Here is a 19,196-nt window from a genome sequence, read left to right on the forward strand (position 1 = left end):
CATCTACCCCTACGGAGAGGCACCCCATGAAGCGTCTCACTCGGTTGCTCTCGGCCGCGGTCGTCGGCGTCTACCTCCTGGTCGTGGTGGGGGCGACCGCGGCCCTGGCCGACGCCGCGCGGGCCTGTGGGACCTGGCCGGGCTGCTCGCTGTCCGGACCCGTCGGTCCCGCGCTGGCCGTCGCCGTCGGCCACCGTGTCGCGGCGGCGGTCGTCGGCCTGCTCGTCCTCGTCGCGGCCGTCGCCGCCTGGCGCTCCGAGACCTCCTCACGGATCCGGTGGGCGCTCGCCGTCGCGCTGGTGCTCTATCCGATCCAGGTGCTCGTCGGGGCGTTCGTCGCCGTTCTCGGGGCACCCGCGCTCGTCGCGGGCGGCCACCTCCTCGTCGGGGCGGCCATCTTCTCGGCGCTCGTCCTCGCGCTGGCCTGGCACCTCGAGGCCGAAACCGGGGCCGACGACCGTCCCACGGGGCGACCGGAGCCGGCGTTTGACCCCGACGAGCCGGTCGAGTCGCCCGAACCGCCGTCGCCCGCCTACGGCTCGATCGCGGCACGGGCGAAGGGGACCGCGCGGGCGTACTTCCAGCTAACCAAGCCACGGCTGATGTGGCTGCTCTGTCTCGTCGCCTCGGCGGGGATGGCCCTCGCGGCCGGCCCCGGCCTCTCGGTGGGGACCGTGGTCGCGACGCTCGGTGGGGGCGTCCTCGCCATCGGCGCTTCGGGGACGTTCAACCACGTCCTCGAGCGGGACGTCGACGCGCGGATGGACCGGACGAGCGACCGGCCCGTCGCCACCCACCAAGTCCCCGTACGGAACGCCGTCGTCTTCGGGCTCGCGCTGGCGGTGCTGTCGCTGGTCGCCTTCCTCACGGTGAACCTGCTCGCCGCGGTGCTCGGGCTCGTCGCCATCCTGTTCTACAGCGTCGTCTACACGCTGCTGTTGAAACCGAACACCGTCCAGAACACCGTCATCGGCGGGCTGGCTGGGGCGCTCCCTGCCCTCATCGGCTGGGCCGCCGTCACCGGCGAGGTCGGCCTGCCGGGACTCGCGCTCGCGGGCGTGGTCTTCCTCTGGACGCCCGCGCACTTCTACAACCTCGCGCTGGCCTACCGCGACGACTACGAGCGCGGGGGCTTCCCCATGATGCCGGTCGTCCGCGGGGAGACCGAGACCCGCAAGCACATCCTGCTCTACCTCGGCGCGACGCTGCTCGGTGCCTCGGTCCTCTCGGCGCTGACCGACCTCGGGTGGCTCTACGCCGCGACGACCGTCGGCCTCGGGGCGGTGTTCCTGGTGGCCGTCGTCCGGCTCCACTACGAGCGGAGCGAGGGCGCGGCGTTCCGGGCGTTCCACGCCTCGAACGCCTATCTCGGATTACTGTTAGTAGCGATCGTGGTCGACTCGCTCGCATTCTGAACCGGTTAGCAGACGCAATGGTGTTCCAGCGGGCTGACAGCCGAGTCAGAAGCAGTGGATACCGCCTCGAAAGCCCCCGGTCTCTCGACTCCCAGGGCTCGCCGCGCGCCTCGTTCACTCCGTTCGCTCGGTGCTTGCTTCGCCCGGGTTCGCCGAGAGACCGGCCCCTTTCAGTCCCGCCCGACGATGGCCGGTCGATCGGCCAATTCGGGTGGACTGAAAGGGGCGAGTGGCTTCGGCCGCGCGGCCCGCTGTGCTCCTCGGCCTTCGGCCTGCGGTGCTTGTGTCGCCGTGCTTCCCGAGCCACTCGGGGCTTTCCAGGTGGTACCGTCGACTGGCTCTCCTCCACCGTTCGAACGTCACTCTCCTGGCCAGGAACGCGGGATTGAAGCGACTCCCACCCCAACGAACGCCCGAATGAGCACCATCGAGCGACGACTCGCGCCGTACGCGGAGCGCGAGACGCTCCTCTACGGGGCGGCGCTGCTCAACGCCGAGCTCCTCCTTGTGCTCGGATACCTCGCCGTCGTCGGGCCGCAGGTCACCCGACCGCTGTTCTACGTCTACCCGTTCGTCTGGATCAACGCGGCGGTCTACGCGGTGTGGCGGACGGACCTCCCGACCGCGCCGTCCCGACGACGACTCGCCGCGGGGGCGGTCGCGCTCGCCTACCTCGCGGTGCTCTCGTACGTCGGCGGGCTGTTCGGGTTCGGGGCGGGCGGGGCGGCGACTGGTCTCCGCCTCGAACTGGCCGCGCTCCCGCCGGGGTGGAGCCCGGCGCTCATCTACGCCGGGACCGCCCTCCAGTTCGCCCTCCTCCCGTTCAAGATCGTCGGCTACCTCGCCCTGGCGTATCTGCTGTACGCGACGCTGCTCGACGCGGCCGCGGGGCTCGTCGGCGGGCTGCTCGGTCTGTTCTCCTGTGTCTCCTGTACCCTGCCGGTGATCGCGGGCGTGCTCTCGGGGTTCGTCGGCGGGGCGGGCGCGGTCGCCGCGGTGGCCTACGGCCAGTCCTACGCGCTCTCGACGGTCGTCTACGTCGTCACCGTCGCACTCCTGCTGTGGCGACCGACCGTCGCGGACCTCCGGGGGTTCGTCGATCGATTCGGCGGATGAGCGACGACGGTCGCCGGTGCGAGCGAGACTTACCTGGTACCGGGTCGGTGACCTCGGCATCGGCACACCGCGTGGGTGGTGACTTCAGGGAGGAGGGAGTAGAGGGGGTATGAGCGAGTCGACCGTCGAGATCGAGTACTGTGTCCCCTGCGGGTTCCTCGACCGGGCGTCGGATCTCCAGCACCTGCTCCTCCGGACGTTCGGCGAGCGGCTCGACGGGGTGACGCTCCTGACCGGTGCGGACGGGGTGTTCCGGATCCGTGTGGGTGAGGAGGTCGTCTACGACAAGTTCGAGGACGGGAACTACGACCCCGACGAGGTCGTGAGGGAGGTCCGGGCTCGGCTGTAAGTGCGGTGTGTCTACGGTGTCAGTCGTCGAGCCGTTCGACCGTGAGGTCCTCACGGGGGACGGCGAGCCGGTAGGTGGGGACGGTCCGCTTTACGGTCTCGAGGACGCCCTTGCTCGCGAGGCTGCGGAGCGCCTCGCGGACGTCCTCGATCGGGGGGTCCTGGCCGGCCTCGCGGAGCCGGTGGAGCACGTTCACGACGCTCGCGGACTCCTCGTCCGGGCCAGGGACGACCCCGACGACGTGGTACTGGACGTCCGGGAGCCGGAGCGTCCGCCTGCCCTCCTCGTCCTCCTCCATACCGGGATCGACGCCGACGAGTTCGGCCGCCTCGGGGGTCGCCCGGATGAGGCTGTTCTCGTCGCGGAAGTAGTACTCCTTCAGCTCGCTCTCGAGGTACTGGTGGACCTCGCTGCCGCTCTCCATCCCCCAGCGTGACATCAGTTCCTTGTTCTTGGTCGGCTGGAGCGCCACGACGTCAGCGAGCCGCTCGTGGGCCTCCTCCGAGAGCGTCATCGGTCGCCCGTACCTCGGGGGGGTACCTGAGGGTTGCGGAGTCCGGTGAGGGCGGCGTGGCCGCGTGCGGAGCCGTCGTGCGGGCGGGATCGGCAGACAGGCGAGGGGGTGAGGGGTGATAGGTGGGGTTAATCATCCCCGCGAGCCTGCGACCGTCCATGACCTGGGAAACGGTCGATCTGACCCACGACGAGGCGGTGGCGACCCTGACGGTCGACAGGCCGGAGGCGCTCAACTCGCTGAACGTCGAGACGCTGGAGGCGATCGAGGAAGCGCTCGAGGAGGCCGAGCGCGAGTCGGTCCGCGCGCTGGTCGTGACCGGGGCGGGTGAGAAGGCGTTCGTCGCCGGTGCGGACATCTCCTACATGGCCGAACTCGGTAGCCAGGAAGCGCAGGAGTACGCCGAACTCGGCCACGGCGTGATGGACGCCATCGAGGCGTTCCCGGCACCGGCGGTCGCGGCCATCAACGGCTACGCGTTCGGTGGCGGGCTGGAACTCGCGATGGCCTGCGACCTCCGGGTCGCGGAGGAGGGTGCGCTCGTCGGACAGCCCGAGATCGACCTCGGGGTCGTCCCCGGGTTCGGCGGCACGCAGCGCCTGCCCGAACTCGTCGGCGACGAGTACGCCCGTCGACTGATCTACACGGGCGAACGTATCGACGCCGAGACGGCCCACGAGCACGGGCTCGTCGGCGAGGTGGTCGAGGACGCGAAGTCCCGCGCGAGCGAACTCGCCGGGGAGTTAGCGAGTCAGCCGGCGTTCGCGCTCCGCGCGGCCAAGGAGGCGATCAACCGGTCCGCCGGCGGCGACCGCGAGGGCGGACTCGCGTTCGAGCGACGGGCGTTCGCAGGGCTCGCCGGTTCGCACGACCAGCGCGAGGGGATGGCCGCGTTCCTGGAGGACCGCGAGCCCGAGTTCGAGTAACCGGGAGCCCGTACTCCGGTCAGCCGAACCGTCGCCACGCGATACGACCCACCCATCCGACGAAGAATCCACAGAGCGTGCCCGCGAGCCCGACGAGGAGGAACGCGCCCGCGATGGCCCAGAGCGGCGAGTCGGGGATCGGGAGCGGCGTCCCGAGTAGCGAGCCGAGCCCCCGACCGAGGACGACCGCGACCGTCCAGGCGACCGAGGGAAGAGCCCCGAGCGCGAGCGTCGGGACGAGTCCCCCGTCGAGCGTGGCGCTGGCGAAACCGACGACGGCCGGCAGCGCGAAGACGACCGCCGGGAGGACGACACCGTAGGCCTCGTCGAACCAGTACTCCGAACCGACTGCGCCGGTCGCGACCGTCAGGCCGACGAGTGCGGCGACCGCCAGCCCGTGACCGGCGAGCAGCGGACGTACGTGGCGAGGGCGTCCGGAGAGTGGGACCGAGTCGACGATGGAGGGCATCGACGCGACTTGAACGGACGCGGACGAGAACCTTGTGGGGCGTCACGGCACCATCAGTGGGAGGTCTAGCCCGCCCCAATGGGGGATCACGCGGGATCCGAACGGTCGGCGTGAAGGGGTGGGCTTTTGCTCCCGGGCCGACTTCGGGGACCTATGCCGTTCGTCACCCGTCTCACGCTCCAGTCCGGCGACCGCGAGAGCTTAGAGCGGGTCGTCACCGACATCAAAGAACGGGCGGCGCGCAAGGGCGCGGAGTTCCGCGGGCCGAACCCCGAACCGCTCCAGGAGGTCCGCGTCCCGATGTACAAGCGGCTCTCGCCCGACGGCGGTCAGTTCGACGCCTGGGGGTACACCGTCTACGTCCGGACCATCGCCATCGTCGGCCACGACGACTTCGCGCGGGAGATCGCCGGCGAGGAGTACCCTCCTGGTATCCACCTCGAAGTCGAGGTCGAGCAGGTCCGGAACGCCGGGTGAGCGGAGCGCCGTCGGTCGGGGTGTGGAGCGCACCACGCCTACCTTCTTGACCCTCCCCCGCGTCTCGCCCGGTATGAGTCAGCAGCTGTCCCGACGCGATCGGCTCGTGGCGCTCCGGCGTGAACTCCACCGCAAGCCCGAACCTGCGTGGCGGGAGTTCTGGACGACCGCACGCATCGTCGAGGAGCTCGAATCCGTGGGTGTGGACGAACTCCACGTCGGCCCGGACGCCATCGACCCCGACCTGCGGATGGGCGTCCCCGACGACGAGGAGATCGAGGAGTGGTACGAGCGGGCCCTGGAGGCGGGCGCGGACGAGTCCGTTCTCGAACGGCTCCGCGGGGGGAACACGGGCGTCGTCGCTGTCCTCCGTCGGGGGGAGGGACCGACCGTCGGGCTCCGGGTCGACATCGACGCGCTCCCGCAGCGCGAGAGCGAGGACTCGAAGCACCTCCCGGCGAGCGAGGGGTTCCGGTCGGAGCACGAGGGGAACATGCACGCCTGCGGCCACGACGCCCACGCCACGCTCGGTATCGGCGTCATCGAGGCGGTGAAGGAGAGCGACTTCGCGGGGACGTTGAAAGTGTTCTTCCAGCCGGCCGAGGAGGTCATCGGCGGCGGGGAGGCGCTGGCGAAGTCCGGCCACCTCGACGACGTGGACCACCTGTTCTCCGCCCACGTGGGCCTCGACCACCCGACGGGCGAGGTGGTCGCGGGCATCGACGGGTTCCTCGCGGTGACGCACGTCCGGGCCGACTTCCACGGCCATCCCGGACACGCCGGTGCCCGTCCCGAGGAGGGCCGCAACGCCGTCCAGGCGATGGCCGCGGCCGTCCAGGGACTCTACGGCATCCCCCGCCACTCCGATGGCGTCACCCGTGTCAACGCCGGGCACGTCGGCGGCGGGACGGCCTCGAACATCATCCCCGAGCACGCCTTCGCCGAGATCGAGGTCCGCGGGGGAACGACCGAGCTCCGGGACTACATGCTCGACCGCGCGATGGACGTTCTCGATGGCGCGGCGGAGATGCACGACTGCGAACTGGAGACCGCGATCGAGGGGGCTGCCCCCTCGGCGACGAGCGACGAGTCGCTGGTCGACCTGGTGGCGGAGGTCGCGTCGGGCGTCGCGGGCGTCGAGAACGTCGTCCGCCGGGACACGCTCGGCGGGAGCGAGGACGCTACGTATCTCATGCAGCACGTTCAGGACCGGGGCGGGGACGCGACGTACGTCGGTGTCGGGACGGACCACCCGGGGGGCCACCACACCTCGACGTTCGACGTCGACGAGGACTCCCTGGAGATCGGCGTGGACGTACTCGCGGGGGCCATCCGCGAGGTGGTCGGCGGCGACGGCGACCGGTAGTCGGCCCCGACGAACCGCTCGGCCTGCGCCGAAGACACCTATTTGTCCGGGACCGTCGTTCCACTGTATATGAGCTCAGGAATACGAAACACTGGACGCGAGGAATCCAGGCTATCGCGGCGCGACTTCATGCGGCGGGGGGCCGTCGGGGCGGCCGCGGCCGCCGCCGGGAGCACCGCGACGGGGACGGCGAGCGCACAGACGACCCACACCGTCGACATGACCGACGCGCTGGTGTTCGACCCCGACCAGTTGACCATCGCCCCTGGCGACACGGTCGTCTGGGAGAACGTCGGGTCTGTCGGCCACAGCGTCACGGCCTACGAGGACGAGATCCCCGAGGAGGCCGAGTACTTTGCCAGCGGCGGGTTCGACTCCGAACAGGCCGCCCGCAACGCCTACCCCGAGGGCGACATCCCCGGCGGGGAGAGCTTCGAGCACACGTTCGAGGTCGAGGGGGAGTACGGCTACTTCTGCATCCCCCACGAGTCGGCGGGGATGGTCGCCAGCCTCACCGTCGGGGAGGGGGGTGGCGGAGGGACGCCGACGGGCGGTGGGGGGCCGTCGATTCCACCCGTTCCGGGGAGCGCCCGGACGCTCGCGCTGGCGACGATCTTCGGTCTGCTCTCGACGCTCGGTCTCGCCTACTTCTTCATGCGGTACGGCGGGAATTACGCCGACGAGGAGGGGTGAGTCGACAGCCCGACCGGAACGGTCCGTTCGCGGTAGATGCCAGAACGACAGGCCACGGTGCGGTTGCGGTATCACCAGCTCACTCACTCGCCCCGAGGCGCGGAGCGCCGAGGGGCGCAGTTTTTCCCCACGTTTTTCCGACGAGGGGTGCCGAGCGAGCGCAGCGAGCGAGGGCACCCGAGGAGGAAAAAGTGGGCTTTAGTACTTGGGCTCGGCCCCGGTCGCGGCGTAGATGTCGTCCATGATCTCGTCCCGTCGCGAGCGCCAGACCTCGAACCCGTCGGGGGAATCGGGATAGGCCTCGTAGTGGGCGAGCAGGCGGTCGGCGAGGTTCTTCGTCTCCCAGAGGTCGTACAGCGTCCCCCAGTGGCCGAACGACTTGACCGCGGTGCGGAGCTTGAGCGCGAGGCCGATCTGCGCCGAGCCGGAGTAGAGCGCCTCCGAGAGCTTTCCCATGGGGAGCGCGGCGAGGAGGCTCATCAGATCGTCGAGGTCGTAGGCCGTCGAGAAGACGTTGTAGACGTCGAGCGCGGCGTACCTGGCCCCGAAGTGGTCCATCACGCGGGCGTTGTACTCCCAGAGCGTGGCATCGCTCACGTCCCCCGACTCGATCGCCTCGATGACCTGTTCGGCGGCGTAGGTCCCGGCGTAGGCCGCACCGGCGATGCCCCCGCCGGTGGTGGGGTTGACGTGGCCGGCGGCGTCGCCGACGGCGACGAACCCCGGCGCGGTGGCGGAGTCGTACGGCCGGCGGGTGGGGAGCGCGGCCCCGAGCTTGTCGACGACCTCGGCACCCCGGAACTCCGGTCGGTTCCGGAGGTCGTCCCGGAGGTCGTCGACGAGCTTCATCGGCTGTTCGTTCATCTGGAAGCCCAGCCCGGCGTTGATCGTGGTCGACGTCCGCGGGAAGTACCAGAGGTATCCGGCGGCCCGCTTGGTGGGCTTGAACACCAGCGCGTCGGACCACTCGACCGGCTCGGGCACCTCGACGATTTCCCGGTAGGCGGAGGCGAACTGCGAGTACCGGACGTTCGTGTCGAAGGTCGCCCCCGAGAGGTCGGCCTTGTCCTGGAGGATCGAGAGCGAGCCCGCGGCGTCGATCACGACGTCGGCCTCGTACTCGGCCGGGTCGCCCTTCCGGATGGCCTTCAGACCCGTCACCCGTCCGTCGTCGGCCTGGACGACGTCGTTGACGACGGTGTCGTAGTGGAACTCCGCGCCCGCCTCCTCCGCACCCTCGATGATCCGGCGGCCGTATTCCCAGCGGTCGATGACCGCGAGTTCGCCCGGAACGGGGATCTCGAGGACGACGTCCTCGCTCGGGATCTCGAATCGGCCGTGGTCGACGTCCGTGTTCGTGAACGCGGGGAGGATCTGCGATTTGGGGATCGTCTCGGGGAACTCGTCGGCCCCCTTGAGCGCGTCCCCGCAGGCGATGTGGCCCGCCTCCTCGGCGTTCTTGCGCTCGACGACGGCGACGTCGTAGCCGGCCCGACCGAGGCGCGCCGCGGCGTAACACCCCGCTGTGCCCGCGCCGACGACCGCCACGTCGAACGTGTGGGTGGTCATGGACCCCACTCACGGCGCACGGAGCAAAACCCTTTATTCTCCGACCGGTCGGAATACGGCCCCGGACCGACGAGGAGTGAAGAACCGCGAAGACGGGGGTCCCGGCGGCGGCGGGTGGAAAGAGTTTAGGCCGGTCTGGTGGAATCCCGTGGCATGGCCGAGTACACCGTCGAGTTCGTCGGGACGGGTGAGGCGATCACCTGTTCGGACAAGCAGACCATCCTCAGCCGGTGTATCGAGGAGGGGATCGCACAGGAGTACTCGTGTCGGGTCGGGATGTGTCTGGCCTGTTCGGCCGAGATACTCGAGGGGGAGGTGGCCCAGACGGTCGCGGTCAAGCGCGGGCTGACCGAGGCAGAGGCCGAGAAGTACGCGCTCACCTGTATGGCCCGGCCGCAGTCGGACCTCAGGCTCGACCGCGGGAAGTACCCGCCGAGCATCGAGGGGGACGCGGCCGGGTCGGCGGCCGTCGCCGACGACTGAATCACCACTCTTCACGAGAAGAGGTGCGCTCGCGTCAGTTCGACGGGCGAGAGATCGCCGGAGCGGACGACGGCGGCGAGGTCGGTCGCGCTCTGGTGACAGCGATAGCGGGACATACGCCACGGTCGGATGGGTGGCTGTTAACTGTTGGCGGTCAGCAGGGGTCACTCTGTCGACCACAGAAAGAAAACACGACAGAAATCAATTTGCCAGACTTTGCATGAGTGGCACAACGATTGAATACCGTATCTACTCCGGCGAAGAGGTGATTACACCCTCTCCACTTGAGGTATACAAGTGCCAATTGGGTCCCTCTCCACTGGGGCTATCCTCGGAGCGATAGCGACGCTGACAGGCGCAGGTATTCCACTGTTCTACCGATATGTATGGGGTTCAAAATCTCACGTATCCCTATCCAGACTGACGACGACCGAGGATTCTGAATGGCGTGATGGTCGAAACAACAACTTGCCAGTCTGGTCACGACGAATCCTCGTTCGAGCATCGAATAGTGGGTGGAGAGACGGCGTCATCAGTCAGGTCACGCTTGACGAGGTTGTACTGTCGGGCAAGTCCGGACACACAATCATTAGCGCGCCTGAAGATAGCGTCCACAAAATCAAGTTGGAGCATTATTCCGAGGCAGGAGAAAATACACATCTCACTCTCCAGCAACGGACTAGTTACCGTGGACAGATCGTTGGTGGCCGGAGCGACGAACTGATGGGAATTATTCCGTTCATCCTGCAGGAAAGCGAACTGGGTGAGGAGATGAAAGAGGCCAAGAAAGGATTGTTCAAATTCTCGTTCACCGTTGAGGACAACAAGAGGGTCTACTATACAAGCGTGAACGTATCTACTTCTCTTGAAGACAGTACAGGCGGCAAACTCAGTCCTTCCATTTAGTAATTATAAATTGTATGGTGGACTCTCCATTGGTTCTTTCCTGCTGTGCGGAACCGCTAGCATACTCACTCGCCGAGCGAGCGCAGCGAGCGAGGCGCAGTTTTTCCCCACGTTTTTCTGACGAGCGGTTCGCGCCTCCGGCGCGAACCCGAGGAGGAAAAAGTGGTGGCTAGTCGTCGGCGTTCGCCGCGTCCTCGGTTTCTTCCCCTCGCCCCTCGGCGTCGGCCCGCGGTCCGCCCGCGTGGCCCTCGTGGGCGACGGCAGTCTCGCGCAGGCGATCGGAGATAGCCGGGACGTCCTCGCGGGAGAGGCCACCACGTTCCTCGATCTCCTCCGTGGCCATCGGGAACGTCCGGGTGTCGTAGTGGATGCCGATGCCGGCCTTCGCCCCCTGGCCCATCGCCACGGGGATCTGGTTGTGCCCGGGGACGACGTCGCCGACGGCGTAGACCCCATCGACGCTGGTGCGGCCGTGGTCGTCGACCGCGATGGTGCCGTCGTCGGTGAGGTCGACGCCGAGCGATTCGGCGAGGTCGGTGTTGTAGTCCGAGCCGTACATCGGGAATCCCCCTCTGTACTCCCGCCGTGTCCCGTCCTCGAAGACGAACGCCTCGAGCCAGCCGTCCTCGCGTTTCTCCATCGACTCGATCTCCGCCTCGATCACGTCGACGGGGTGGGCCCGCAGCTGTGCGTCGGTCTCCTCGCTCCAGGCCGGCTCCTCGCCGCGCAGGAGGAGGTCGACCTCGGGCGTGAAGTTGAGCATGATCATCGCGACGTGGGCGGCGGCCTCGCCGTTGCCCATCACGAACACCGGTTCGTCGACGAACATGAAGGCGTCACAGTGGAGACACCAGTGGAGTCCTCTCCCCGTGCGGGGGAGCGGCGGGTCGGGTCGGACGTCCGAGAACCCCGTGGCGAGTACCACCCGGTCGGTGAGTACCTCGACGTCGTTCGCGACGACGCGGAACCGGCCGTCGTCGGTCCGCTCGATGTCGGTGACGAAGTCGCGGTGGTAGGCCGCGCCGTACGCCTTCACCTGCTCGACGGCAGTCTGCAGGAACTCGTTACCCGAGACCTCCTCGGTGACGCCGATGACGTTGTGGGTATCGAGCATCATCGCGGCGCGGCCGCCGCCGCGGTTTATCACCGCTGTGTCGTGACCGAGCCGCGTCGTGTAGAGTGCCGCCGTCAGTCCCGCGGGACCGCCCCCGACCACCGCCACGTCGTACTCCGGAACGTCTTCGCTCATTCACTCCCGCGTAGGAGCGCGGACCACATGAACGTCAGGTAGGTCCGGTAGGTCGGACGCACGACCGGGAAAGCACCCCGTTACCGAGTGACGGACGGGGGACTTCGTGCCCCGGATCGGGCGAGATCACCGGGGGCTCGCGGCTCAGTGGTCGTCCTCGCGCCACTTCTGGCCGCACTCGACGCAGGTGAAAAAGCGGGTCTCGGACTCGTCGGCCGAGCGGATCTGCTTCATCTCGTAGCGCGCCCGCTCGCCGTCGCAGTCGGGGTTGATACATCTGACCTTCGTGGTCGGGCCGATCTCCGCGTCGTCGACGTCGGACATGTCGACGATACCGTCGTCGGCCTGGTCCTCGGTCGTGGTCATCGATTCCTCGGTCGCCGAGTCCCGGAGCTCCTCGTGCCCGCAGGACCGGCAGACCCAGGTGTCCCCCTCGGTGTGCATCATCGAGCCGCACTCGTCGCAGAACTGCATCCTTGCCCCGGAGCTAATCGACGGGGTGGTTTGAGGGTTGCGGGTCCGGTCGGACCCAGGTTGCCCGGCTACAGCAGGTATCGGTCCGGATTCTCGCTCATGTCGACGAACGAGTCGGCCGAGTCGAGGAGCTCCTCGGCGGTGGACTCGGCGAAGGAGAACACCTCGATGCGGACGCCCTCGTGGCGGAGGTGCGAGCAGAGCCGCGAGAAGTCCCCGTCGCCCGAGCAGAGCACGAGCGTGTCGACGTGGCTCGCGAGCGTGACGGCGTCGAGCGAGATGCCGACGTCCCAGTCTGCCTTCTTCGAGCCGTCGCCGAACGTCTTGATCTCCTTGATCTTCGCCTCGAAGCCGATGTCGCGAAGCGCGTCGAAGAAGTCCTCCTCGGCGGGCGAGTCCGCGCGGATGACGTACGCGATGGCGCGGACGAGTTCGCGGTCGTGGACGGCGGCGTCGAGGAGACCGGTGTAGTCGATGTTCCGCGAGTAGAGGCTGTGAGCGGTGTGGTAGAGGTTCTGCGAGTCGGCCAGGACGGCGACCCGCTGGTTCGGGTGGATCGGCGGCATTCCGTACGGGTGGATGGTAGGCTCCGGCGGATATGTCTTCGCATCGGCTCCCGCACTCGGTCCGGGCGGCTCGAACGGCTCGAACGCCCGGAACGGATGGAACGGTCCCGATCCGGACGGCGGTCCCCCGACGCAAGCGTTTTGCTCCGCCCGTCACAACGGGAAGTCATGACGTTCGATCCCAATGCGGGGCTAGCACAGGAGGATGTAGACGAGCGCGTGGAGGAGGCCATCGCGAACAACGACGTGGTCCTGTTCATGAAGGGGACGCCGCTGATGCCCCAGTGTGGGTTCTCGGACCGGGCGATAACGCTCATCGGGCGACACCGGGAGGAGTTCGAGACGGTCGACGTACTCGAGTCGCTCGACGAGTACCGCGCGGCCCTGGAGCGACACAGCGGCTGGGAGACCATCCCACAGACCTACGTGGACGGGGAGTTCGTCGGCGGGAGCGACATCCTCGCCGAACTCGAGGAGCGCGGCGAGCTCGGCGAGACGCTGAGCGCGTAAACCCGAAGCCGTCGTCGCGGGTGTGTGAACGTCTGTCAACCGGAAAGACAGCAGATATAAGTGAGGAACCCCTACAGTAAATCGACCACCCATCGTCAGGGGGTGCGTCGACCCCCGGGACAGGGAAACCATGACAAGCCGCGTATTCAGACTCCACTCGACACTCGAACTGCCTCTCGAAGACGTTCACGCCTATTTCGAGGATCCCGACCTCCCGGTCGAGATCGCGGACGTGGACATCACCCGCCGCAACAACACGCTCATCGTGAGCGCGGTCGCGGCGGAGGACAACATCTCGAAGTACACGCCGACGGCCCAGCTGAAGGCCAGCGTGACGGAGAACCGGGTCTACGAGAACGAGGACGGCGAGTGGGTCGAGGAGCCCCCGGAGCCCGAGCACGGCTTCGGCGGCGGTGGCGGCGGCGGCTCCGGCCCCCAGTGGACCAGTTTCGGCGAACAGCAACAGCAGGAGGAGGAGGAGGGCCCGAACTCGAAGCTCGTCGAGTACGCCTGCTTCAAGGGCGACCGCGAGACCGTCCTCCAGAACACGGCGCTACAGTACCCGATGTTCGAGGTGCTGTGTGACCTCGCCCGGACGGCCGAGAAGGGCTCGCTGACGGCCATCGCCGCCGTCGACGACCAGCTCGAGGCCGTCCGGATCGTCGACGGCGAGGAGCGAAAGGCCCAGCTCAAGGTAGTCGAGGACCCCACGGAGAAGGACAACAGCACCGTCAACTGGCGGGACAACAAGTTCATCTCCGGCTGAACGCTCCCCGACTTCTTCCTTCGACGCTCGACCGGTGGCGGGCGGACCATCAGGCCCTCCGATCCGTCCCGACCCATCGACGCACCTTTCTCCCCGCTCCGCGGGTCCGTCCGGGAACCCGACGCACTCCCCGAGGAATCCGTTCGATCGCCCAGCCTCGCCTCCGCGATGCTCGTCTGCCTCGTTCGTCCCTCCCTCGTCGGTTCGGTCGGCTTACCCCTGTGAACCGGTATCGAAACCGGAGCGAATGAAAAGACATTTCCGGAACCTAATTACATGTTATTACGAGGATGAGCGACGACTTTCCAGACTACCTCGACGTCGACTACACCGACGGCGAGGGCGAGACGGCCGAGGACTACCCGAGTATCGAGCACAAGATCGAGAAGGCCATCGAGGTCACGCAGACCGGCCTCGAACAGTACCACAACCCCGCCATCATGTGGACGGGCGGGAAGGACTCGACGCTGACGCTCTACTTCGTGAAGCAGGTCGCGGACCGGTTCGACCTGGATATGCCACACGCGGTGTTCCTCGACCACTACCAGCACTTCGAGGAGCTGATGGAGTTCGTCGAGCGCTGGGCCGACGAGTGGGACCTGGAGGTCATCTACGCCCGTAACGAGGACGTCGGCGACTACGTCGAGGAGCACGACCTGGAACCCGGCGACGACATCGAGGTCTCGGAGCTCTCCGAGCACAACCAGCACCACGTGCGTGACATCCTCGAGTACGAGGAGGACACGTTCCCGTTCCTGCTGGACACCTACGTCGGCAACCACCTGCTGAAGACGGTCGCGCTCAACAACGCGCTCGAGGAGTACGACATCGACGGGATCATCTCGGGCATCCGCTGGGACGAACAGGAGGCTCGCGCGGACGAGACGTTCTTCAGCCCGCGGCACGACCCCGAGATCTACCCGCCCCACGACCGCATCCAGCCGATCCTGCAGTTCGACGAGAGCGACGTCTGGGACGCCTTCTGGTACTTCGTCGTTCCCGACACCGTCGAGGACTTCCCCGAGGAGGGGTACGTCCCCCAGGACTTCGACGACCTGCCGAACGGACTCACTCACGAGGACATCCCCGTCTCGCCGAAGTACTTCGAGGGGTTCCGCTCGCTCGGCAGCGAGATCTCGACGACGAAGGCCGACCAGGAGCCCGCCTGGCTCCAGGATCTGGACAACACGACCGAGCGCGCGGGCCGCGCCCAGGACAAGGAGGACCTGATGGAGCGCCTGCGCGACCTCGGCTACATGTGAACGGTACTCACGCGACCCCCGTTCCGTAACCGACTTTCCGCTCCCGCCCCTCGTTTCTCCCGTGACGAACGAACTATCCGAGCGGGTAGCCTCGACGACGAGCGGGATGCCGACGCTCGGGCTCGGTACGTGGCAGAACGACGACCACGAGGAGGTCGCCGAGTCGGTGCGGACGGCCCTCGAAGCCGGGTATCGCCACGTCGACACCGCCCAGGCCTACGGTAACGAGGCCGGCGTCGGCGAGGGGATCGAGTCAGCCGACGTCGACCGCGAAGAGGTCTTCCTCGCGACGAAGGTGTGGACGGACAACCTCGCCCACGACGACGTCCTCGCCTCGACCGAGGAGAGCCTCGAGAAGCTCGGCACGGACTACCTCGACCTCCTGTACGTCCACTGGCCGTCCGGGGCGTACGACCCCGAGGGGACGCTCTCGGCGTTCGAGGAACTCCGCGAGGACGGACGGATCGAGCGAATCGGCGTCTCGAACTTCGAGCCCGAACACCTCGACCGCGCGACGGAGGTGCTCGGCGAGTCGCCGTTCGCCCTCCAGGTCGAGATGCACCCGCTGCTCCCCCAGCGCGAACTCCGGGAGTACGCCGAGGAGAACGGTATCGAACTGGTCGCCTACTCGCCGCTGGCCCGGGGTGAGGTGTTCGACGTGCCGGCGCTGAGCGAGGTCGCCGAAAAGCACGACGTCAGCGAGGCACAGGTGTCGCTGGCGTGGCTCCGCGAGAAGGGGATCACCCCGATCCCGAAGGCCACCGGCGAGGAACACATCCGTGACAACCTGGCGTCCCTCGATCTCGACCTCGACGCGGAGGACGTAGAGCGGATCGACGGCATCGACCGCGCCGATCGTCAGGTCGACCCGAGCTTCGCGCCCTGGTAACGGTCGAGACCGGCCCGGTCTCGTGATCGATCGGTGGAGGCCGGTGGGCGACGCCTACGCGAGCGTTGCACTCCGCGACGATCGATCTCCCGTATTCCGGGGCTCTCGCGCCATCGGAGAGGCGGCTTCAACGACCGTCCCCGTGACGGATGCTGACCGGTATCGACGCGCCTTTTACGCCACGGCCCCTCCCGATGACCATGAGCGAAGGAGCGACGGAACCGCGGAAGGCGAGCCCGTGGCCGGTCTTCGTGGCCGTGGGTCTGGCCGTCGCGGAGATCGGCGTGTTCCTCGACGGGCTCTACCCCCTCGCGGTCGCGGGGCTGTTGCTGTTCGTCGGGAGCGTCGCCGGCATCGTCAGCGAGGCGGGCTACGTCGACCGGCCGTGGCGGCTGCTCGGCGGGCTCGGGGTGGTGCTCGTCGCCGCCGGCGTCCTGGTCGTCTACTCGCAGGTCGGAACGGCGTTCCTCGACGCCTTCTCGACGCCCGACGGGGTCGTCTTCCGCGGGTTCGCCATCGCCGGTGCGGGGGTAGTGGCCGTCGCGGGCGGGCTCGCGGGGGCGTTCGTCGTCGACGCCGGACGCGAGCCGTTCGCCCCCTGACCGACGGGACGGAGTAGTAACGTCTTAGTGGCGTCACGCCCTCCCTCACGACAATGGCATCCGCCACACCGTTCGATCGCGACACCCTCCTCGACCTCACGGTCAACGCGATACCGCTCGGCATCATGCTGTTCTTCATCGCCGTGTTCCTCCTCGTCAACCCGTTCGGGTCGGACCCGGTCGGGACCGTGATCCAGATCTCCATCGTCGCCGTGACGTTCGTCGCGCTGTTCATCCTCACCTACGTCTCGGGGAAGGCCATCTCCAAGTCCGAGCGTGAACTCGAGGAGAAGGGAATCGCGGGCGTCTCCGAGTCCGTCGGGGCCGACGACGCCGAGGACGAGACGGTCGCCGGCGAACTCGAGACCGGCGAGGCGGACGGGACGGACGAGACGACCACGGAGCGCTGAGCGGCGCGCGACCGTTCGGATTCCGCCGGTCGCACCGCGGGATGGGCTGCGGTTCGGCGCTCGCCGACTCGACGTTTATTGTCGATACACCGCTTATAAGCATCGGAGCGTCGTCCCCCGGTTCGCATAACACAACCTTTCTAAGCCCGTGGTCCTATCCTCGAACCATGGCAGGAGAGCAGCTCGCGCTCACCGTCCTCGCCGGGGTCCTGCTCGTCGGGGTCTTCGCCCTGGTGAGCCGCCAGGGTGACCTGCGCAGCTACACGCCCCTCGGAGGCGGCGCCGGGTACGGTGGCGAGAGCGAGCACGGACACAGCGAGAAACCGGCGGGACTCATCCGCTGGTTCACGACCGTCGACCACAAGGACATCGGCATCATGTACGGCCTGTACGCCACCATCGCGTTCCTCTGGGGTGGCGCGGCCGTCTTCCTGATGCGCATCGAGCTCGCCGCCCCGGGGTTCGACATCATGCAGGCGCAGTTCTACAACAGCCTGCTGACGAGCCACGGGATCACGATGCTATTCCTGTTCGGGACGCCCATCATCGCGGCGTTCGCGAACTACTTCGTCCCGCTGCTGATCGGTGCGGACGACATGGCGTTCCCCCGGATCAACGCCATCGCGTTCTGGCTGCTCCCACCGGCGGCGTTGCTCATCTGGGCCGGGTTCTTCACCGCGCCGCTGACGGGTAACGAGATCGCCCCCGCACAGACGAGCTGGACGATGTACACGCCACTGTCGGTCGAACAGGTCAACCCGGGCGTCGATCTGATGCTCCTGGGTCTGCACCTCTCGGGGGTCTCGGCGACGATGGGTGCGATCAACTTCATCGCGACCGTCTTCACCGAGCGCGCCGAGGACGTCAACTGGGCGAACCTCGACATCTTCTCCTGGACGATCCTCACCCAGTCGGCGCTCATCCTCTTCGCGTTCCCGCTGCTGGGCTCGGCGCTGATCATGCTCCTCCTCGACCGCAACCTCGGTACGACGTTCTTCGCCGTCGAGGGCGGCGGCCCGATCCTCTGGCAACATCTGTTCTGGTTCTTCGGCCATCCCGAGGTGTACATCCTCGTGCTCCCGCCGATGGGGCTGGTCTCCTGGATCCTCCCGAAGTTCGCCGGCCGCAAGCTGTTCGGGTTCAAGTTCGTCGTCTACTCCACCCTCGCCATCGGCGTCCTCTCCTTCGGCGTCTGGGCACACCACATGTTCTCGACGGGGATCGACCCGCGTATCCGGGCGTCGTTCATGGCCGTCTCGCTGGCCATCGCCATACCATCGGCCGTGAAGACGTTCAACTGGATCACGACGATGTGGAACGGAAAGATCCGCTTCACCGCGCCGATGCTATTCTGTATCGGCTTCATCAGTAATTTCGTCATCGGCGGTATCACGGGCGTGTTCCTCGCCGCGATCCCGGTCAACCTCGTCCTCCACGACACGTACTACGTGGTCGGTCACTTCCACTACATCGTGATGGGGATGATCGCGTTCGCCGGCTTCGGGGCCATCTACTACTGGTACCCGCTCGTCACCGGGCGGATGTATCAGCGGACGCTCGCGAAGTGGCACTTCTGGCTCTCGATGGTGGGGACGAACATCACGTTCTTCGCCATGCTCCTGCTCGGGTATCTGGGCATGCCCCGGCGGTACGCCACCTACGAGTTCGATCCGGCCATCGCGCCGCTCGCCGAGGTGACGAGCCTCCACCAGATCGCCACCATCGGCGCGATCATCCTCGCCGTCGCACAGCTCATCTGGGTCTGGAACCTCGTCCAGTCCTACTACGAGGGCCCGGTCGTCCAGGACGGCGACCCCTGGAACCTCAAGGAGGATGGGATGTTCGGCCGCGAGTTCCAGTGGTTCGAGTCCCAGCTCGACCGGTCGATGGTCGTCGCCGACGGCGGTGAGTCCGAAGAACGAGCCTCGTCGGAACTCCGTTCCGACGGCGGCGACGAGGACGACACCGTGATGACCGACGGCGGTGGGGAGGCGAGCGACGACGAGCCCACCCCGGCCGTCCGTCGCATCGACGACGAGTAGCGTAGCGCGGTCCGTATCCGGTAACGCCCCGTTTCTGTCGCCCGATCCACCGACGCGGGAGAGACGTCACTCCCCGGTCCCGGGTCTCCTCCACTGTCGTCTCACTTCAGAACGCTCCGGCGTGCGACGGCCGCCGTACGGAC

22 protein-coding genes are annotated in these 19,196 nt (G+C 67.5%); 16 read left to right on the forward strand and 6 right to left on the reverse strand.

The genetic code is table 11. The features are described from left to right. Positions 1 to 26 precede the first annotated feature (26 nt). The 3 genes from WDJ58_RS10225 to WDJ58_RS10235 all read left to right on the forward strand — a co-directional run bounded on the left by WDJ58_RS10225 (position 27) and on the right by WDJ58_RS10235 (position 2,880). Entirely contained in the window at positions 27 to 1,415 is a 1,389-nt protein-coding gene (locus tag WDJ58_RS10225) for a heme o synthase (RefSeq protein ID WP_338917600.1), read from the forward strand. Between the two features lie 417 nt (positions 1,416 to 1,832). Further along, on the forward strand, positions 1,833 to 2,531 hold the full coding sequence (locus WDJ58_RS10230) for a DUF7546 family protein (protein WP_338917601.1): 699 nt from the start codon (positions 1,833 to 1,835) through the stop codon (positions 2,529 to 2,531). A gap of 109 nt (positions 2,532 to 2,640) precedes the next feature. Further along, positions 2,641 to 2,880, forward strand: coding sequence for a SelT/SelW/SelH family protein (locus WDJ58_RS10235; RefSeq protein WP_338917602.1), 240 nt, complete (start codon positions 2,641 to 2,643; stop codon positions 2,878 to 2,880). Positions 2,881 to 2,899: 19 nt separating this feature from the next. Here WDJ58_RS10235 and WDJ58_RS10240 read toward each other — a convergent pair whose 3' ends face one another. After that, a complete protein-coding gene (locus WDJ58_RS10240) occupies positions 2,900 to 3,394 on the reverse strand; it encodes a DUF5797 family protein (protein WP_338917603.1) in 495 nt (164 codons plus the stop codon). A 158-nt stretch (positions 3,395 to 3,552) separates the two neighbouring features. On the opposite strand from WDJ58_RS10240, the gene WDJ58_RS10245 reads away from it, so the two are divergent. Beyond that, the gene (locus WDJ58_RS10245) at positions 3,553 to 4,320 is read left to right on the forward strand and encodes an enoyl-CoA hydratase/isomerase family protein (RefSeq protein WP_338917604.1); all 768 of its coding nucleotides are present in this window, start codon (positions 3,553 to 3,555) and stop codon (positions 4,318 to 4,320) included. Between the two features lie 19 nt (positions 4,321 to 4,339). Here the strand turns inward: WDJ58_RS10245 and WDJ58_RS10250 are convergent, their stop codons facing one another. After that, on the reverse strand, positions 4,340 to 4,789 hold the full coding sequence (locus WDJ58_RS10250; RefSeq protein ID WP_338917605.1) for a hypothetical protein: 450 nt from the start codon (positions 4,787 to 4,789) through the stop codon (positions 4,340 to 4,342). Between the two features lie 153 nt (positions 4,790 to 4,942). Here WDJ58_RS10250 and WDJ58_RS10255 point away from each other — a divergent pair, with 153 nt between their 5' ends. From WDJ58_RS10255 to WDJ58_RS10265, 3 genes are all read left to right on the forward strand, one after another. Beyond that, the gene (locus WDJ58_RS10255; RefSeq protein ID WP_338917606.1) at positions 4,943 to 5,266 is read left to right on the forward strand and encodes an uS10/mL48 family ribosomal protein; all 324 of its coding nucleotides are present in this window, start codon (positions 4,943 to 4,945) and stop codon (positions 5,264 to 5,266) included. Positions 5,267 to 5,339: 73 nt separating this feature from the next. Further along, positions 5,340 to 6,632: an amidohydrolase gene (locus tag WDJ58_RS10260; protein ID WP_338917607.1), complete on the forward strand. Its 1,293-nt coding sequence runs from the start codon at positions 5,340 to 5,342 to the stop codon at positions 6,630 to 6,632. A 69-nt stretch (positions 6,633 to 6,701) separates the two neighbouring features. Continuing rightward, entirely contained in the window at positions 6,702 to 7,325 is a 624-nt protein-coding gene (locus tag WDJ58_RS10265) for a plastocyanin/azurin family copper-binding protein (protein WP_338917608.1), read from the forward strand. Between the two features lie 198 nt (positions 7,326 to 7,523). On the opposite strand, the gene WDJ58_RS10270 is transcribed toward WDJ58_RS10265, so the two are convergent. Further along, entirely contained in the window at positions 7,524 to 8,894 is a 1,371-nt protein-coding gene (locus WDJ58_RS10270) for a geranylgeranyl reductase family protein (RefSeq protein WP_338917609.1), read from the reverse strand. Positions 8,895 to 9,047: 153 nt separating this feature from the next. Between WDJ58_RS10270 and WDJ58_RS10275 the strand changes: the two genes are divergently transcribed. Both WDJ58_RS10275 and WDJ58_RS10280 read left to right on the forward strand, forming a co-directional pair. Further along, positions 9,048 to 9,377, forward strand: coding sequence for a 2Fe-2S iron-sulfur cluster-binding protein (locus WDJ58_RS10275; RefSeq protein ID WP_338917610.1), 330 nt, complete (start codon positions 9,048 to 9,050; stop codon positions 9,375 to 9,377). Between the two features lie 297 nt (positions 9,378 to 9,674). Then, positions 9,675 to 10,283, forward strand: coding sequence for a hypothetical protein (locus tag WDJ58_RS10280; RefSeq protein WP_338917611.1), 609 nt, complete (start codon positions 9,675 to 9,677; stop codon positions 10,281 to 10,283). Between the two features lie 169 nt (positions 10,284 to 10,452). Here the strand turns inward: WDJ58_RS10280 and WDJ58_RS10285 are convergent, their stop codons facing one another. The 3 genes from WDJ58_RS10285 to WDJ58_RS10295 all read right to left on the reverse strand — a co-directional run bounded on the left by WDJ58_RS10285 (position 10,453) and on the right by WDJ58_RS10295 (position 12,572). Then, positions 10,453 to 11,532, reverse strand: a complete 1,080-nt coding sequence (locus WDJ58_RS10285) for an NAD(P)/FAD-dependent oxidoreductase (RefSeq protein ID WP_338917612.1) — start codon at positions 11,530 to 11,532, stop codon at positions 10,453 to 10,455. Between the two features lie 144 nt (positions 11,533 to 11,676). After that, positions 11,677 to 12,006 (reverse strand): transcription factor S, encoded by a 330-nt coding sequence (locus tag WDJ58_RS10290; protein WP_338917613.1) that lies wholly within the window; start codon positions 12,004 to 12,006, stop codon positions 11,677 to 11,679. Between the two features lie 68 nt (positions 12,007 to 12,074). After that, positions 12,075 to 12,572, reverse strand: coding sequence for an NYN domain-containing protein (locus WDJ58_RS10295; RefSeq protein ID WP_338917614.1), 498 nt, complete (start codon positions 12,570 to 12,572; stop codon positions 12,075 to 12,077). Between the two features lie 168 nt (positions 12,573 to 12,740). Between WDJ58_RS10295 and WDJ58_RS10300 the strand changes: the two genes are divergently transcribed. From WDJ58_RS10300 to ctaD, 7 genes are all read left to right on the forward strand, one after another. Beyond that, positions 12,741 to 13,082: a glutaredoxin family protein gene (locus tag WDJ58_RS10300; RefSeq protein WP_338917615.1), complete on the forward strand. Its 342-nt coding sequence runs from the start codon at positions 12,741 to 12,743 to the stop codon at positions 13,080 to 13,082. Between the two features lie 130 nt (positions 13,083 to 13,212). Continuing rightward, positions 13,213 to 13,848 (forward strand): DUF7110 family protein, encoded by a 636-nt coding sequence (locus WDJ58_RS10305; protein ID WP_338917616.1) that lies wholly within the window; start codon positions 13,213 to 13,215, stop codon positions 13,846 to 13,848. 290 nt (positions 13,849 to 14,138) lie between these two features. Continuing rightward, positions 14,139 to 15,110: a phosphoadenosine phosphosulfate reductase family protein gene (locus WDJ58_RS10310; protein WP_338917617.1), complete on the forward strand. Its 972-nt coding sequence runs from the start codon at positions 14,139 to 14,141 to the stop codon at positions 15,108 to 15,110. A 106-nt stretch (positions 15,111 to 15,216) separates the two neighbouring features. Continuing rightward, on the forward strand, positions 15,217 to 15,999 hold the full coding sequence (locus WDJ58_RS10315) for an aldo/keto reductase (protein WP_338917837.1): 783 nt from the start codon (positions 15,217 to 15,219) through the stop codon (positions 15,997 to 15,999). A gap of 200 nt (positions 16,000 to 16,199) precedes the next feature. After that, a complete protein-coding gene (locus WDJ58_RS10320) occupies positions 16,200 to 16,601 on the forward strand; it encodes a DUF7541 family protein (protein ID WP_338917618.1) in 402 nt (133 codons plus the stop codon). Positions 16,602 to 16,654: 53 nt separating this feature from the next. Further along, positions 16,655 to 17,011: a DUF6684 family protein gene (locus WDJ58_RS10325; protein WP_338917619.1), complete on the forward strand. Its 357-nt coding sequence runs from the start codon at positions 16,655 to 16,657 to the stop codon at positions 17,009 to 17,011. Between the two features lie 167 nt (positions 17,012 to 17,178). Beyond that, positions 17,179 to 19,053, forward strand: a complete 1,875-nt coding sequence (gene ctaD, locus WDJ58_RS10330; protein ID WP_338917620.1) for a cytochrome c oxidase subunit I — start codon at positions 17,179 to 17,181, stop codon at positions 19,051 to 19,053. The last annotated feature ends 143 nt before the right edge of the window (positions 19,054 to 19,196 follow it).

This window comes from Salinirubellus litoreus (genome assembly GCF_037335815.1).
Taxonomy (GTDB): domain Archaea; phylum Halobacteriota; class Halobacteria; order Halobacteriales; family Haloarculaceae; genus Salinirubellus; species Salinirubellus litoreus.

What these genes read in the sequence shown, in the direction of transcription:
- WDJ58_RS10225 (WP_338917600.1), top strand. Translation starts at nt 27, where the DNA reads ATGAAGCGTCTCACTCGGTTGCTCTCGGCCGCGGTCGTCGGCGTCTAC.
- WDJ58_RS10230 (WP_338917601.1), top strand. Translation starts at nt 1,833, where the DNA reads ATGAGCACCATCGAGCGACGACTCGCGCCGTACGCGGAGCGCGAGACG.
- WDJ58_RS10235 (WP_338917602.1), top strand. Translation starts at nt 2,641, where the DNA reads ATGAGCGAGTCGACCGTCGAGATCGAGTACTGTGTCCCCTGCGGGTTC.
- WDJ58_RS10240 (WP_338917603.1), bottom strand. Translation starts at nt 3,394, where the DNA reads ATGACGCTCTCGGAGGAGGCCCACGAGCGGCTCGCTGACGTCGTGGCG.
- WDJ58_RS10245 (WP_338917604.1), top strand. Translation starts at nt 3,553, where the DNA reads ATGACCTGGGAAACGGTCGATCTGACCCACGACGAGGCGGTGGCGACC.
- WDJ58_RS10250 (WP_338917605.1), bottom strand. Translation starts at nt 4,789, where the DNA reads ATGCCCTCCATCGTCGACTCGGTCCCACTCTCCGGACGCCCTCGCCAC.
- WDJ58_RS10255 (WP_338917606.1), top strand. Translation starts at nt 4,943, where the DNA reads ATGCCGTTCGTCACCCGTCTCACGCTCCAGTCCGGCGACCGCGAGAGC.
- WDJ58_RS10260 (WP_338917607.1), top strand. Translation starts at nt 5,340, where the DNA reads ATGAGTCAGCAGCTGTCCCGACGCGATCGGCTCGTGGCGCTCCGGCGT.
- WDJ58_RS10265 (WP_338917608.1), top strand. Translation starts at nt 6,702, where the DNA reads ATGAGCTCAGGAATACGAAACACTGGACGCGAGGAATCCAGGCTATCG.
- WDJ58_RS10270 (WP_338917609.1), bottom strand. Translation starts at nt 8,894, where the DNA reads ATGACCACCCACACGTTCGACGTGGCGGTCGTCGGCGCGGGCACAGCG.
- WDJ58_RS10275 (WP_338917610.1), top strand. Translation starts at nt 9,048, where the DNA reads ATGGCCGAGTACACCGTCGAGTTCGTCGGGACGGGTGAGGCGATCACC.
- WDJ58_RS10285 (WP_338917612.1), bottom strand. Translation starts at nt 11,532, where the DNA reads ATGAGCGAAGACGTTCCGGAGTACGACGTGGCGGTGGTCGGGGGCGGT.
- WDJ58_RS10290 (WP_338917613.1), bottom strand. Translation starts at nt 12,006, where the DNA reads ATGCAGTTCTGCGACGAGTGCGGCTCGATGATGCACACCGAGGGGGAC.
- WDJ58_RS10295 (WP_338917614.1), bottom strand. Translation starts at nt 12,572, where the DNA reads ATGCCGCCGATCCACCCGAACCAGCGGGTCGCCGTCCTGGCCGACTCG.
- WDJ58_RS10300 (WP_338917615.1), top strand. Translation starts at nt 12,741, where the DNA reads ATGACGTTCGATCCCAATGCGGGGCTAGCACAGGAGGATGTAGACGAG.
- WDJ58_RS10305 (WP_338917616.1), top strand. Translation starts at nt 13,213, where the DNA reads ATGACAAGCCGCGTATTCAGACTCCACTCGACACTCGAACTGCCTCTC.
- WDJ58_RS10310 (WP_338917617.1), top strand. Translation starts at nt 14,139, where the DNA reads ATGAGCGACGACTTTCCAGACTACCTCGACGTCGACTACACCGACGGC.
- WDJ58_RS10315 (WP_338917837.1), top strand. Translation starts at nt 15,217, where the DNA reads ATGCCGACGCTCGGGCTCGGTACGTGGCAGAACGACGACCACGAGGAG.
- WDJ58_RS10320 (WP_338917618.1), top strand. Translation starts at nt 16,200, where the DNA reads ATGAGCGAAGGAGCGACGGAACCGCGGAAGGCGAGCCCGTGGCCGGTC.
- WDJ58_RS10325 (WP_338917619.1), top strand. Translation starts at nt 16,655, where the DNA reads ATGGCATCCGCCACACCGTTCGATCGCGACACCCTCCTCGACCTCACG.
- ctaD (WP_338917620.1), top strand. Translation starts at nt 17,179, where the DNA reads ATGGCAGGAGAGCAGCTCGCGCTCACCGTCCTCGCCGGGGTCCTGCTC.